Origin of the sequence: Nesterenkonia flava, assembly GCF_031432335.1 — a bacterium.
Taxonomy (GTDB): domain Bacteria; phylum Actinomycetota; class Actinomycetes; order Actinomycetales; family Micrococcaceae; genus Nesterenkonia; species Nesterenkonia flava.
The window spans coordinates 21,705-35,937 of the sequence record NZ_JAVKGT010000017.1 but is presented as its reverse complement, the minus strand read 5'-3'; the positions used below and the strand labels follow the sequence as shown (position 1 = coordinate 35,937).

Here is a 14,233-nt window from a genome sequence, read left to right as displayed (position 1 = left end):
AGTCGTCATCGATCAAGCCTCCAAGTCCCGGTGTCCCGGTATTACGGGAGATGATCTTCACCCAAGCGGTCACACCGCTGCAGGCAGGCAGCTGCATGGAGCACTTGGCCTCGTCCTCAAACCTCGGACAGATCGGCTTTGAGATCCGCGCCCGGGGCGAGAAAGAAGCCACACCGTCGCTGCGCTGGTACATGGCTGCTGGTAAGCCGCGCATCGCCGACCTCGACAGCCTGGTTCGGGCGCACCTACCAGTACAGACCCGCGCTCGGTCACGGGTGCGCCGGGAGCCACAGCTGGCGGTGTCCGTCCGACTCCGTGGCACCCGAGCACACCTGGATCCATCCCGGATCGAACAGGCAGCCAAGAACCTCTATACCGTGCTCGGCACCCTCCGCGCCGAGGATGAGCTCACCATCCAATTACTGCTGGGTCACCGGCACTCGCCACCGATCCCATTTCCGGATACCTGGGCGGAGTTCTTCCGCGTGCTCATGCACCCAGAACGACCCTCTGGCCGGGAGAAGTCACCGAATCTGCGCCACCGGCGCGAACAGCACGGCTTCGATTCCAGTCTGCGCATCGGGGCGAGTGCCTCGACAATCAGCCGCGCCCGGCACCTGATCTCCCAGGTCCGCGACGCCCTGAAAGTCCTCGAAACCGCCAGCACCACCTTGCGACTGAAGAACCTACCGCCGAAACGCATTCTGACCCTGCGCCGAGGGTGGCGCTGGCCCCTGCGCCTTTCCAGCGGCGAAGCCGCCTCCGTGGCGGGCTGGCCGGTCGGTGACGGAGAGCTCCCGGTATATGGCAGCGGACACCCGCAACTGGCCCCACCATCGGCTACGCTCCCGCCAACAGAGCGCACGCTCGGAGTCTCTGCCGCGCCTGGATTCGAGAAGGTGAAGATCGGCTACAGCCTCCAGGACGCGGCGTACCACTCGCACCTGCTTGGCCCAACCGGTGTCGGTAAGAGCACTGCCATGCTCAACCTCATCGCTCACGACATGGCCGTAGGAGCCAGCGTGGTCGTCCTGGACCCCAAGGGCGACTTGGCCGATGACATCCTGGCCCACATCCCCGCAGACCGACACTCGGATGTGGTGGTCCTGGATGCCACGGCTGACACCGTCGTCGGGCTCAATCCATTACAGGCTCCGCGCGGTATGGAAGCCCAGACCGCAGATCATCTCCTGGCCGTGTTTGAAGGTCTGGATGCCCGCCCCTGGGGCGTGGGGGTACGGCAAACCCTCAGTACGGCCATCCACACCCTGGTCCGGGTACCTGGCTCCACGCTGCTAGATGTCATCCCACTATTGACCGACCCCGGTTTCCGCCGCCAGATTTTGACCCAGGTCGCAGACGACTCCGGGCTGGAGTTCTGGCAGCAGTTCGAAGCCATGACTCCGGCCAAACAACAAGAGGCTATTGCCCCAGTACTACGTCGCCTGCACCCGATTCAGCTACGCCCCTCCCTACGAGCGATTCTCGGCCAGTCTGAACCGCGGTTCGATCTGCGAGAGGTCTTCACCAGCCGGAAGATCCTCATCGTGAACCTCAACAAAGGGGTCATCGGGGCAGAGCCTGCCCGGCTACTGGGCAACCTGCTGATCGGGATGCTCTGGCAGCACACCCTGACCCGGCAAAAACTGCCCCGGGAACGCCGCCACGTCATCAGCTTGCATATCGATGAAGCCCACGACTTCATCTCCGGACTCGGTGCAGCCAGCGACCTCACCGACATCCTCGCCCAAGCCCGCAGCCTCGGCGTCGCCATGCACCTGGCGAATCAGCACCTGAACCAGTTCACACCCAAGGTTGCCGAAGCCGTGCTCTCCAATGCCCGCAACCGTATCTATCTGCCGCTCTCGGGCAAAGACGCCCGCACGATAGCCAAGACCTTCGGTGGACTGGAACCAGCCGACTACGAGCAGTTACCGGCCTACCACGCCCAAGCCCAGCTGATGCACCGCGGCCGCCAAACCCCCTGGATGACCATCCAACTCAGTCCAGCCCCACAATCTGTCTCAGACCCAGCTGAGGTCGCCGCCACCGCGCAGGAGAACTACGCCGTCCCAGTAGATGAGGTGTCCGCCGCGCAGAAGCAGCGCACAGGGAGCAAGACGAAGGCGCGTCGAAATACGAAAACGGAGGCTGGGTTTGGCGGGAGGGCCGCCTCATGACCTGCCTGATTCGACGCCAGAAATGCCACAGCCTCCAGATGTGGGCAAGTCATCTCGGCAGTCATCCCGAGATCATGAACACCTGCCCACATCGGCGTAAACATGGGCACTTTGGCAGAGACCTGCCGATGACTCACCCCCTTTACAGGGGTGATCATCCAGCCCCGCGCTCGGCCCACCCGGCAAGCAGCAGATCCCTGGAGACCCGGTCATGACTGCCCCGAACACGCAGCAGCTTCCGGACCCGCTGGGCTATCCGCTCTACGGCGAATTATTGAAGAGAATCGTCGAGAATCAGTTCGCAACAACCAACCAGCTGGCTCGGCTGACAGCACGCAGGTACAAGAACCTGGCCACCGCCACGCGACGGACACCAATTCATTTGAACCGCCTGGTCGAGCACGGCTACCTGCTCCAGATGCCCCAGGTCATTGGCGGGCGTAAACGCGGCTCCGGTCCAAAGATCTGGACCGCGACATCCAAAGGCAATAGTGCGGTCACCGGCAAGCGTAAACGACCGCGTAAGACCGAACGCTCAGCCGAATTCATCGCCCACACGCTGGCTGTCACCGAGACCCGCGTCCTCCTGACCGAGCTCGCTCGCCAGGACGGGCTCCATGCCTTGGAGCTCACCGGCGAACCGGCAGCCTGGCGTGACCACCTCGGCCCCTACGGGCAGAAGGTCACCCTAAAACCAGACCTGCACCTCTACGCACGGGCCAGAGAACGGGAGTATTACGCCTTCCTGGAGGTCGACCGGGCCACCGAGAACCCTGGGCGGATCATCCGGCAGTGCTGGCGCTACGACGCCTACTACCGCTCTGGACTTGAGCAGCAGAGTGTCGGAGTGTTTCCAGTCGTGATCTGGATCTGCCCCAACGCCAAACGCGCCGACCAACTCCTGCGCTACTTGGGAGAGCACACCGCTCCCGCCGCCAAGGGCAATGACCAGAAGCTGATCGCCGAGATGTTCTTGGTCACCACCATGGGCGATCTGCCGGACACAATCCGCACCGGACTCGCCCCACCGCCCAAAGGCAAGCGTCAATAACAACCACCACATGAAAGGAGGTGACCTATGCACCATCACGAACACCAACCCCAGCAGCCCGAGGGCTACAGCCGGTACGCCGACCCCGAGTTGGACATAGATGCACTGCTGACCATCGAGCAGTTCAACCCTGAACTCGAGACCCCGGATATCTACGAGCTACTGGACGAGACCCGCACCAGCGAGATCGCAGAGCGAACAGCTCAGTCGACCTATAATTCCGAGGTCCAGGACGAGATCCACGACCTGCACGCCAAGTACGGCACCGCCTTCGCCGCCTTCCTGACCCTCGACGACGTCGACCTGACCGGTGGCGGCATCGATCTGGAACAGCAATTCCTGTCTTGCTATCTCGGCAGCTTCAACGACTACGACCAGCTCGCCCGAGCACATATCCAGGCCCTGGGCTGGCAGGAAGAACTCGACCGCCTCATCCACGCTGAAGCCATCCCACCCGGATTCCTGCACTGGGACTACCAGGCCGTCAACGGACTCATCACTGAAGGGTGGGACATCGTCGAGCTCGACGGCCGCCTGCACCAATACACCAAATAACCGTGAAAGGAGGTGACCTATGCGCCACCACGAACACCAACCAAATAGCAGCTACGACCACCACGGTCAGCGGGATCCCCGCACCGCTATCCCAGCGGATCCGCCTGAGCAGCAAAACGGCTCCGGCTACACCGCACCACGGGAGCCCGGCGAGGACCTGCCGGACTGGCAGCCGCACCCTGAACCGGAACTAGAACACCGACTCGAGGTCCGCGGCAGCGACCTGTCCGAAGAAGAAGCCCCGTACCTGGATGAGCTCATCGCCAGCTACGGCGAAGCGTTCTCCGCCTACGCCAGCCTGCCAGACGTCGACGCCAACGACCCTGCCATTGAGAACCGCTTCCGCGAGCACTACATCACCAGCTACAACTCCCGCGAAGAAGTACTCCAGACCCTTGGCGGCATCGCAGAACTGCAACAAGCCATTGACGGGACCATCGCCGATAACCCCGCACTAGGCCGGGCGGTGCTGGTCAAGGTCGACCGTCGCCGCATCTGGCAGCACATCACCGAGACCTGGGACATCGTGCCCGGAGTCCGCCAATGGCACGTCTACGAGAAATAACCCTGAAAGGAGGAAAAACCATGTACGAGAAACTCACCTGCAACCAACACCTCGAACCCGAGGAGCAACACGAACTAACCGACCCCGGCCGCATCCCCGAGACGCTGTTCGACGTCATCCAGGACGAGGCTGCCCGGGAGCACGCCAAGCTGCTACACCAGCAGTACGGCACCCCAATGCTGGCCTGGATCCTGCACCCTGACAGCGGGGACGATCCTGACGCCTGGGAGCCGGGCTTCCTCAGCCAGTACGAGGGCAGCTTCGACGATGTCGAGCACTTCATTGACTACCGGCTGGGCAACATCGATCTGCGCGCCCACCTGGACAACCTGGCCCTGGAACTACGCATCCCCGAGGACTGGGTGAAGCTCGACGAAGAGGCCGTCAAAAATGACCTGCTGGCCGATACCGAGCTGATCCCGCTGGATGGACGCGTCCACGCCTTCGAAACGCCTACTCACACGGCCCAGGCCGATGCCGAAGCGCTGGCTGACAGTGACGGTCAGAGCGAGGAGGTGCGGTAATGGAACGGCCACATAACCACGAACGTCCACCGACCCCGTGGCACCGGACGGAGAAGGCCCAGCGCATCCGCGCTCAGGTCGTCGAGCACATGGGGCCAGTCAGCGACGAGAAACCCGACCAGGGATCTATCGACATTGTCCGGACCATGATGGGCGTCTGCCTCCAAGCCCATCAGGAGGCTCGACCCCTGGCAGATGATGACGCTAAGGCCATCGCGCAGCTACTCAGCACCGCCGTGGCAGACCATGAGTCCCGTCTGGCGGATCTGGCCCATAACCGAGGACTGTTGCCGGGGTCAGTACGCGAGGAACTCTGCTACGTACTGGACCGCAGGAACATCTACCCGGAGACTCGGGAGGCTGCCAACTGGTTGGGCAACTGGATCCTGGCAGAAGAAGGCTACGCCGACTTCCTCCCGAGAGTCCGCAACAGCTTCGATGACATGGACCACGTCATTACGCAGAACCCGTCCCGCGGTGTTCCAGCGCTTGCCTGTCACTACCGCACACCTGAACCCGGAGAAGACGCCGAAGAGATAGCAGAACTCGCGGCGAACCGGGCAGCCGAGCTGTTGGACGAGCGCTTCTACGTCGCCTCGGCACACCTACGCCGCCCAAGTGTTGATGTCCTAGCGGATGATTACCGGAAGCGCATGGATGCTGAGTACATCGGTAGCAGGCCGCATCCGCACCAGTTTATTCATGAGATCGCTGCGTACCGAGGCTATGACCGGGACGATCCGCTGTTGCGCCAGGAGATGGCGGAGCTCTACGAGATGGTGTGGGCCGGACGCGCTGTCCACCTCTTCTTGCGCCATGAAGCGGCCACTGGAGAAGTCGGCCGCAACAGCACCGGGGAATGGGAGGACCGCCATGCCAAGTAACTACGAATACCAGACAGGCTTCGAGGAGCAAGATCCGCTGCTGGATTACCTGTGCACCATGCACGATGGGCTCGAGGCGGCAGTATCTGACCAGGGTGAGGCGTTCGAGGCCTACCTGGATGAGATGGATCCGCAGCAGCATGTGGACGAGATGGTCAATGACTTCCTGGCCCGCTACTACGGCACCTACCAGAGCAAACGTGAGGCCATTGAGTCCATCCTCAGCCCCGAGCACCTGGAAAAACACAGCGAGGCTGACCTATGGGAGCACATCGAGACCATCTACGAGGTCATCTGGCACAGCGATGGACAGATCTATCTGTTCATCCCCGACAGCACCGGAGGCCGCTATGGGTAGCCAGCACAACGAGCGGCACCCACCTACCGGGGAGGCTGTGGATAAGTCCGCTGAGGAAAACCTGAAAACGCTCGACTCTTCGGGGCAAGTGAGCGTCAATGGAAGTATGAGCAACCTACATACCCAACCACAGGCCCCGGTGGATCCTTTTGCCGCACTGGCACAGGGGCTCACTCCGAAGCGGGCCGTATCCTATCTGCGCGTTTCAACCCGGGAACAGGCCCAACGCGGAGGACGTGAAGAAGGCTTCTCCATCCCGGCGCAGAGGGATGCCAATAAGAAGAAGGCTCGCAGCCTCGGTGCTGAGGTCGTCAAGGAGTTCGTCGAACGCGGCGTCTCCGGCACCAGCACCAAACGACCCGCACTCCAGGAGATGCTCAAATACCTCGAAGAAGAGGCCCAGCAGATCGACTACGTCATCGTGCACAAAGTAGACCGTCTCGCCCGATCACGCCGAGACGACGCCATCCTCAACGCCCGATTCGAAGAACTCGGCGTCCGGCTCATCTCCACCAGCGAGAACATCGACCAGACCCCAGGCGGCATGCTGCTGCACGGCATCATGAGCTCAATCGCTGAGTTCTACAGCCGCAACCTCGCTAACGAGGTCATCAAGGGCATGAAGCAAAAAGTCGAACAGGGCGGCACACCCACAATCGCGCCCATCGGCTACCTCAACCAGCGAATCATCCGCGGAGGCTACGAGGAAGCCACTGTCATCGTGGACCCCGACCGGGCACACTACGTCACCGCCTCGTTCAAGGAATTCGCCACCGGACGCTGGACCACCACTGCGTTGCTGAAGGAGATGACCGACCGCGGGTTCACCACCAGGCCCACCAAGCAGCGTCCCTCCCAGGCCCTGGGGTTGACCACCTTCCAGAGCATGCTGAAGAACCCGTATTACACCGGGAGAGTCAATTACAACGGCATCACCTATCCGGGCAACCACGAGCCGCTGATCGACGACGAGACCTTCGAAGAGGTCCAGCGCATCCTGGAGACCCGGGACAGAGTCGGCCAGCGTGACCGGGTCCATGACCACCACCTGAAGTCGGTCGTGTTCTGCCAGTGCGGTGAGCGGCTCATCCTGCAGAAGGTGAAGAACGGCCGTGGGGTGCCTTATGACTACTTTGCCTGCGCTGGGCGGCACGGTAAGCGCAATGACTGCAAGATGCGCTTTGTCCCCGTCGACTGGCTAGAAGATGAAATCACCCGACTCCACGAACGCATCCGGTTCAGCCATGAATATCGGCAGTCAATGGAGACAGTGCTTCAGGACGGGCTGCGAGAGATCCAGAAGGACACCCACGAAGAACGTGAACAGCTGGCCCGAAAGATCAGCGACATCGAGCGCAAGCAACGCAAGTTGCTGGAGATGCACTACGACGACGAGTCGCCTGTAGACATCCTGCGCGAGGAGCAGAAGCGCCTCCAGCGCGAGCACACCTCAACCAAGCAACGGCTCGAGGCAATCAGTGCGGACTTCGAGCAGGGTGAGGAACTGATCCGGCTGGCAATGGACCTCGCAGAGAATGCGGGCCAGGCTTACCGTTACGCGCCAGACAAGCTGAAGCGTGAACTGAATATGCTGTTCTTCAGCCGAATCATCGTCCACGAGGACGAGATCGGAAACCACAGCATCGAGTACCAACTCGAGCCACCGATGGACATCATCTTCAGCGACGAAGCGCGAGACATCGTCAGCGAAACCACCACCACGCAGGTTACAGAAGGCACTGCCGAGGAACCCCAGGGAACAAGCGACCTCACGGCCTCCGGCCCGAGAATCGAAAAACCCGCCGGATCCATTGGATCTGGCGGGTTTCGTGTGTCTAAGCACTCAGCGGTGACCCCCGTGACTCGAGACCGTTCAGTCTCCTGTTTGAGTAATCGAGTCGTGGTCGGGCTAGCGGGATTTGAACCCACGACCTCTCGTCCCCCAGACGAGCGCGCTACCAAGCTGCGCTATAGCCCGTTGTCGTGCTGCCGAACCGGAACCCCGGCGGAAGCACCAGAAAAGTCTACATGAATCCTGACCGAAACCCGTAATCGGCGAACCGGCAGTGTCCGGACGAAGAATACGAGCACTACCTGGTGGTCTTCTGATAAGAAACAGAGGCTTCCTTGAGAGTTTCCGGGGATCACACCCCCATTCACGAACACGGGTCTGACCTGGGGTTTTTCGGCACCTGAGGGGTAGACCGCACGGGCGAGCGGACCGTTTGGTGACCCCATCGGCCGACCGGTCGTGTCATGAAGAAGGCCTCTCACGGAAGGAAGCTGCTCATGCATCTGCACCGCCTGATCGCCATCATCCTCGGTGCGTTCGTCGGACTGCTCGGCATCGTTGGGCTGTTCATCGAAGACGAGCAGAAAAACTGCGTCATAACGACCAGAACGCCGGAGTCAACGCCGAAGGAGGGTCAGGAGCCTCTGCCGGTCCGGCTTGCCGTTGGTCAACCGGGGGAGTGCGGGCAGCGTGGTGATCCGTTTCGGGACCGCGGCCGGCCCCAGCTCGGCGCGCACCCTGCCCCGGAGCTGCTCGGCATCCAACGACCCGGGACCATCGCCCCCGGAGACGACGACGGCGGCCACCACCTGCTGCCCCCATTCGGGGTGCCCGACGCCGGCCACGAAGGCCTCGTCCACCTGCGGGTCGGCCTCCAGGACCTGGCGGACCCTCTCCGCGGAGACTTTGATCCCGCCGGTGTTGATGACGTCATCGGCGCGGCCGGTGATGGAGAGGGTGCCGCCGGGACCGAGCCGGCCGAGGTCGTCGGTGCGGTACCTGCGCCGGCCCTGGGCGTCGGTGCTGAAGCGGTCGGCGGTGAGCGCTGGGTCCAGGTATCCCTGGGCGACCATGGGCCCGGAGATCAGCACAGCGCCGGTCTGATCGGTCTCCACGGTGACTCCGGCGAGCGGGCGGCCGTCATAAACGCAGCCCCCGGCGGTCTCGGACATGCCGTAGGTGCGGATGACCTTCAGGCCCAACTCCTGCGCCCGGCCGAAGAGCTCCGGGGAGGTCGCCCCGCCGCCCAGCAGGATCGCGTCGAAGCGGCGCAGGGCTGCGAGCAGGCGGGCGCCGTCGTGCTGGATCAGCCGCTGCAGCTGGGTGGGCACCAGAGAGACGTAGCGGCGTTCATGGGTCAGCTGTTCGGCCGCCGCGGCGAAGGCTTCAGGATCGGTGGTCCGCTCCAGCAGGACGGCCGGACTCGTCCCGGCCAGCAGGGAGCGGCTGAGCACCGCCAGCCCCGCCACGTAGCTGGGCTGCAGGGTCAGCAGCCACTGTCCGTGCCCGCCGAGGGCCTCAGCCGTGGCCTCAGCGGAGGACTGCAGGTTCCCGGCCGAGAGCAGCGTCTCCTTCGGAGTCCCGGTGGAGCCGGAGGTGCGCACGACGACGGCGGGCGCGGTCTCTCTGAGAGCCTGGACCTCGGTCCGCTCCGTCCAGCGGGGGGGCGCCTTCCTCAGCAGGGAGGAACTCCAGCGGCGGGGACTCTCCGGAGAGTGCGCCGTGCAGGGCGGCCAGCGCCTCGGGGACCCATGAGTTCACGCGGAGAGTCTAACCGTCCGGAGTCTCCCGCCCGCCGGCCGCGGCGCTCAGGAGCGGGCGCCGAAGCGCTCGGCTACCTGGTCGCGGATGGTCCCGATGATGTCCTCATCGGCGGGGCTGAGCCGTTCGCCGGCCATATCCGCCTGATGCCAGTGCGGGTAGATGATACCCGGACGGCTGGCCCTGTCGATGAGGGCGAGGTCCTCCCCGGCCAGGCTCAGCCTGAAGCAGCCCAGCAGGTCCTCCAGCTGCTCCAGGTTCCGGGCGGCGACGGCGGCGTTGTGGACCCCGGGCCGGGTCAGGGTCCATGCCAGGCACGCACAACCGATGAAGGTCGCGAGCATGAGCGCGGCCACGTCCACGATCTCCCACGGCGAGCCGCAGCGGTTGACCATCTGGTTCCTGCTTCTGAGGGGGCGCCGGCGTCGAGGTCCCCGCCCTGATTTGCGCGCGGTTGCTCCGGCGATTAGCGTTCAAGTGAAGATATCCTGCCACGTCGCGGATTGTTCATCATCTCGGAAAGGGGCGCACGCTTGTCCGTGCACGATCACACCGTCCGGCTGGTGGAGTCCAGATGACAGATCTGACGTTCTCCATCGAGAAGACCCGGTTCGACGAAGACTACAAGCCTCTGGGTGACACCCGCCTGACCACCAACTTCGCCAACCTCGCCCGGGGTGAGGGCCGGCGGGAGAATCTGCGCCGGGCCCTGCAGATGATCGACGATCGCTTCAACGCGCTGGCCGGCGATGAGGAGGGCGGCCGCTGCTCGGTCGAGCTCGACATCATCTCGGTGAACATCGATCTCGAGGGCGACGGCGGCCTGGAGTCCTTCCCCCTAATCGAGATGCTGCAGACCGGCATCGTTGACCGACGTCTTGGGCAGCGGACCGAGGGCATCGTGGGCAACAACTTCTCCTCCTACGTGCGGGACTACGACTTCAGCATGCGGCTGCGCGAGCACGCCCAGAACCACCCGGACTCCGGCCTCCCCGAGGACTTCGGGGTGCTGCACGGAAACCTCTTCAAGGGCTTCCTGCAGTCCGAGGGCTACACGCAGCACTTCGGCAAGCCGCCGGTCATCTGCATCAGCGTCTCCAGCAGCAGGACCTACCACCGGACCGAGAACAGCCACCCCGTCCTCGGCGTCGAATACCAGCAGGACGACTACTCGCTGACCGATGAGTACTTCGGGAAGATGGGGATGCGGGTCCGGTACTTCATGCCGCCGGGCAGCGCCGCCCCGCTGGCCTTCTACTTCCTGGGCGACCTCACCGAGGACTACACCGATCTGGAGCTCATCGCCACGATCAGCACGATGGAGACCTTCCAGAAGATCTACCGTCCGGAGATCTACAGCGCGAACACTCCCGCCGGCCAGTCCTACCGGCCCAGCCTCGACCATGCCGACTACACGCCCACCGGGATCGTCTATGACAGGGAGGAGCGCTCCCGCCTCGGCGTGGAGCAGGGCAGATTCGCCCAGGAGGCGCTCATCGCGCCGCACCATGAGAAGCTCGAGCAGTGGTCTGCCCGCTTCTCGGATCACCACCACCCATCCCAGGGAGAGACCTCATGAACAAGCTGCTCCCCACCTCCACCGCCGGAAGCCTGCCCAAGCCCTCCTGGCTGGCGCAGCCTGAGACCCTCTGGTCCCCGTGGAAGCTCGGAGGTCAGGAGCTGGCAGAGGGCCGGAGGGACGCTCTGCGCCTCTCCCTGGCGGATCAGCTGGAAGCCGGCATCGACGTGGTCAGCGACGGTGAGCAGACCCGGCAGCACTTCGTCACCACCTTCATCGAGCACCTCGACGGAGTGGACTTCGAGAACCGGAAGACGGTGCGGATCCGCGACCGCTACGACGCCTCCGTGCCGGTGGTGGTCGACGAGGTGACGCGCAGGGGCCCGGTCTTCGTCGCCGATGCCGAGAACCTGCGTCAGCACACCGACGCTCCCATCAAATGGGCGCTTCCCGGCCCGATGACCATGGTCGACACCCTCTACGACGACCACTACGGCAGCCGGGCGGATCTCGCCTGGAAGTTCGCCGAGATCCTCAACCAGGAGGCCAAGGAGCTGGCTGCCGCGGGCGTGGACATCGTCCAGTTCGACGAGCCTGCCTTCAACGTCTTCTTCGACGAGGTGAAGGAATGGGGCGTCGCCGCCCTGGAGCGGGCCGCCGAAGGGCTGGAGTGCGAGACCGCGGTACACATCTGCTACGGCTACGGCATCGAGGCCAACACAAGCTGGAAGAGGACCCTGGGCTCGGAGTGGCGCCAGTATGAGGAGATCTTCCCCAAGCTGCAGCGCTCCAGCCTGGACATCATCTCGCTGGAATGCCACAACTCCCACGTCCCCGCGGAGCTGATGGAGCTGGTCCGCGGTAAGACGCTGATGGTGGGGGCGATCGACGTGGCGAGCACCGCCGTCGAGACCCCGGAGGAGGTGGCCGCCACGCTGCGCACGGCACTGCAGTACGTCGACGCCGACAAGCTCTGGCCCTCCACCAACTGCGGCATGACCCCGCTGGCCCGGGAGGTCGCGCGGGGCAAGTTGGAGGCCCTGAGCGCTGGCGCCGAGATCATCCGGCAGGAGCTTGCGGCGGGATCCCGCTGAGGGCGGCCGTCGGTCTCAGCCCGCGACCAGATGCCGGGTGACTCTGGCGTTTTGGTCGCTTTGAGCGCGAAAACGTGCCTTGGGCTTTAGTGAACGTTGCAACAACCTGATGATTTCAGGAGCTGCAACGTGTTTGAACGAGAACGAGGACAGGGCCGCGGCTACTCGTCCGAGGCGAAGACCGAAGTACTCAAACGCCTCGCCGCAGGGGCCAACCGCACTCACCTCAGTCAGGAGGTGGGCATCTCGCGTGAGACTCTGCGTCTATGGGCCAGAGATGCTGGCCTGGACTATGCCAGCACGGGTCGGCCTGCTCATCCAGGCCGGGAGGAATATCACCGGCTACGCCTGCAGGGGAAGCCGCGCACTGTTGCCGCCGAAGCTGCAGTGGTGAGCATGGCAGCCTCGTTGCGGTGGGAGAAAGAAATCGCTTCTGCTGGTTATAAAGGCAGAATGATGCAAATTGCTGACTCGGCTGCTCCTGGGGTCCATCGCCGGTACCTGAGCCTAGACGAGCGCATGCTCATCGCTGATGAGCATGCTGTAGGAACACCACCAGCAAGGATCGCCGCCCAGCTGGGGCGGGCTCGTTCCACGATCACTCGTGAGATCGCTCGCAACAGCCACAGCGGGGTCTATCGCCCCTATCGGGCGCATCAGAAAACCATCGCCCGCCGGCCCAGGACCAAGCCGCGGAAACTCATCCCTGGCACCAGGCTCTTCGACTATGTCCAGGACAAGATTCGGATACGTTGGTCGCCTGAACAGATCAGCACCATGCTGGCAGAGGACTTCCCAGCTGATCAGGAGATGCGTGTGTGCCACGAGACGATCTACCAGGCTCTCTACCTACAGGCCCGCGGCGGGCTGAAAAGAGAAGTCCAGTCCGCGCTGCGCACCGGCCGAGCCCGCCGCCGACCCACCGGTGAGCAGCGCAGACCCCGGGTGCTGGGTGAGCAGATGATCATGATCAGTGACCGTCCTGCTGAGGTCGAGGATCGAGCCGTGCCCGGCCACTGGGAAGGCGACTTGATCATGGGCGCTGGCAATACCTCAGCGATCGCGACTCTGGTGGAGCGTCATACCCCGTTCGTGATGCTCTGCCACCTGCCTGGGGACCACACTGCCGAGACTGTGGCGACCGCACTGACTGAGCGGATGAAGACGTTGCCCCAGCAGCTGCGTGGGTCGTTGACCTGGGACCAGGGTGTTGAGATGGCCCAGCATCACAAGATCAGCGTTGAGGCCGATCTTCCGATCTATTTCTGTGACCCGGCATCGCCGTGGCAGAGGGGCTCGAATGAGAACACCAACGGGCTGCTGCGCCAGTACTTCCCCAAGGGCACCGATCTTTCCGTCCATGGCCGGGAGGACTTAGAACTGGTGGCCCAGGAGCTCAACGGCCGGCCGAGGAAGACTCTGGGGTGGAAGCAGAGAAGATGCGAGACATACTGGCGACCAGTTAAACCGCTCGTTGTTGCAACGATTCCTAGAATCCGCCCACCTCTTCGGCATCATGAACGTGGATCTGCCCCTGGACATTACCCGGCTGGTCATCGCCGCTGCGCTGCTGATTGTCGCGTTCGCCGCCTCCGTGGCCGCGACGCGCGCCGTCATCGGCATCGTGGGTGCGATGTACGTGGTCATGGCCCTCGTCGCCTTTGCCGACGAGACGCTGTTCGACATCCTGCCCACCGGGTTCACCGGCTTCGACATCGGATTCCACCTCGTGGTGGGCATTCTGGCCCTGGTCGTGGCCTTCATCCCCGGGCGCACCGCCGCTCGGGTGCAGGACGACTCCGACCGGGCCCACACTCCGGGTCGCCAGCCCGGCCGGCGTGTCTGAGGGACTCCGCCCGCCTGGCGACGGCTAATCCCCCGCGTTGGTTAGCGCGCGTTCCCCGTCACCAGGGTTCCTCTGCCGGTGGGATCCGTCGGCTCGGGGGACTG

14 protein-coding genes, 1 tRNA gene and 2 pseudogenes are annotated in these 14,233 nt (G+C 63.6%); 12 read left to right on the top strand and 5 right to left on the bottom strand.

Annotated features, from left to right (window positions below; genetic code table 11):
* Positions 1-50 precede the first annotated feature (50 nt).
* The 8 genes and pseudogenes from RH857_RS07845 to RH857_RS13675 form a co-directional block, all read left to right on the top strand.
* Positions 51-2,180, top strand: coding sequence for a type IV secretory system conjugative DNA transfer family protein (locus tag RH857_RS07845; protein WP_310537419.1), 2,130 nt, complete (start codon positions 51-53; stop codon positions 2,178-2,180).
* A gap of 211 nt (positions 2,181-2,391) precedes the next feature.
* Positions 2,392-3,231, top strand: coding sequence for a replication-relaxation family protein (locus RH857_RS07840; RefSeq protein ID WP_310537418.1), 840 nt, complete (start codon positions 2,392-2,394; stop codon positions 3,229-3,231).
* Positions 3,232-3,258: 27 nt separating this feature from the next.
* The gene (locus RH857_RS07835; RefSeq protein WP_310537417.1) at positions 3,259-3,786 is read left to right on the top strand and encodes a hypothetical protein; all 528 of its coding nucleotides are present in this window, start codon (positions 3,259-3,261) and stop codon (positions 3,784-3,786) included.
* A gap of 19 nt (positions 3,787-3,805) precedes the next feature.
* Positions 3,806-4,351, top strand: coding sequence for a hypothetical protein (locus RH857_RS07830; protein ID WP_310537416.1), 546 nt, complete (start codon positions 3,806-3,808; stop codon positions 4,349-4,351).
* 20 nt (positions 4,352-4,371) lie between these two features.
* Entirely contained in the window at positions 4,372-4,875 is a 504-nt protein-coding gene (locus RH857_RS07825; RefSeq protein WP_310537415.1) for a hypothetical protein, read from the top strand.
* Positions 4,875-5,759 (top strand): hypothetical protein, encoded by an 885-nt coding sequence (locus RH857_RS07820; protein WP_310537414.1) that lies wholly within the window; start codon positions 4,875-4,877, stop codon positions 5,757-5,759. The genes RH857_RS07825 and RH857_RS07820 overlap by 1 nt, the downstream gene beginning before the upstream one ends.
* Positions 5,749-6,117, top strand: coding sequence for a hypothetical protein (locus RH857_RS07815; protein ID WP_310537413.1), 369 nt, complete (start codon positions 5,749-5,751; stop codon positions 6,115-6,117). The genes RH857_RS07820 and RH857_RS07815 overlap by 11 nt, the downstream gene beginning before the upstream one ends.
* A pseudogene (locus tag RH857_RS13675) lies at positions 6,065-7,273 on the top strand (recombinase family protein); the annotation flags it as partial. The gene RH857_RS07815 and the pseudogene RH857_RS13675, both read left to right, overlap by 53 nt.
* Positions 7,274-7,375: 102 nt before the next feature.
* Here RH857_RS13675 and RH857_RS07800 read toward each other — a convergent pair.
* From RH857_RS07800 to RH857_RS07780, 5 genes are all read right to left on the bottom strand, one after another.
* Entirely contained in the window at positions 7,376-7,564 is a 189-nt protein-coding gene (locus RH857_RS07800; RefSeq protein WP_310537410.1) for a hypothetical protein, read from the bottom strand.
* A 3-nt stretch (positions 7,565-7,567) separates the two neighbouring features.
* Entirely contained in the window at positions 7,568-7,960 is a 393-nt protein-coding gene (locus RH857_RS07795) for a hypothetical protein (RefSeq protein ID WP_310537409.1), read from the bottom strand.
* A 58-nt stretch (positions 7,961-8,018) separates the two neighbouring features.
* Positions 8,019-8,095 (bottom strand) — tRNA-Pro (locus RH857_RS07790).
* A gap of 431 nt (positions 8,096-8,526) precedes the next feature.
* Positions 8,527-9,513: an AMP-binding protein gene (locus RH857_RS07785; protein WP_310537408.1), complete on the bottom strand. Its 987-nt coding sequence runs from the start codon at positions 9,511-9,513 to the stop codon at positions 8,527-8,529.
* A 204-nt stretch (positions 9,514-9,717) separates the two neighbouring features.
* Entirely contained in the window at positions 9,718-10,065 is a 348-nt protein-coding gene (locus RH857_RS07780) for a hypothetical protein (RefSeq protein ID WP_310537407.1), read from the bottom strand.
* 179 nt (positions 10,066-10,244) lie between these two features.
* On the opposite strand from RH857_RS07780, the gene RH857_RS07775 reads away from it, so the two are divergent.
* The 4 genes and pseudogenes from RH857_RS07775 to RH857_RS07760 all read left to right on the top strand — a co-directional run bounded on the left by RH857_RS07775 (position 10,245) and on the right by RH857_RS07760 (position 14,129).
* Positions 10,245-11,249, top strand: a complete 1,005-nt coding sequence (locus RH857_RS07775; RefSeq protein ID WP_310537406.1) for a putative oxygenase MesX — start codon at positions 10,245-10,247, stop codon at positions 11,247-11,249.
* Positions 11,246-12,283 (top strand): methionine synthase, encoded by a 1,038-nt coding sequence (locus tag RH857_RS07770; RefSeq protein WP_310537405.1) that lies wholly within the window; start codon positions 11,246-11,248, stop codon positions 12,281-12,283. Before RH857_RS07775 ends, RH857_RS07770 begins: the two co-directional genes overlap by 4 nt.
* Positions 12,284-12,679: 396 nt before the next feature.
* Positions 12,680-13,711, top strand: a pseudogene (locus RH857_RS07765) (IS30 family transposase); the annotation flags it as partial.
* A gap of 46 nt (positions 13,712-13,757) precedes the next feature.
* A complete protein-coding gene (locus tag RH857_RS07760; protein ID WP_310537404.1) occupies positions 13,758-14,129 on the top strand; it encodes a DUF4383 domain-containing protein in 372 nt (123 codons plus the stop codon).
* Positions 14,130-14,233: the final 104 nt, after the last annotated feature.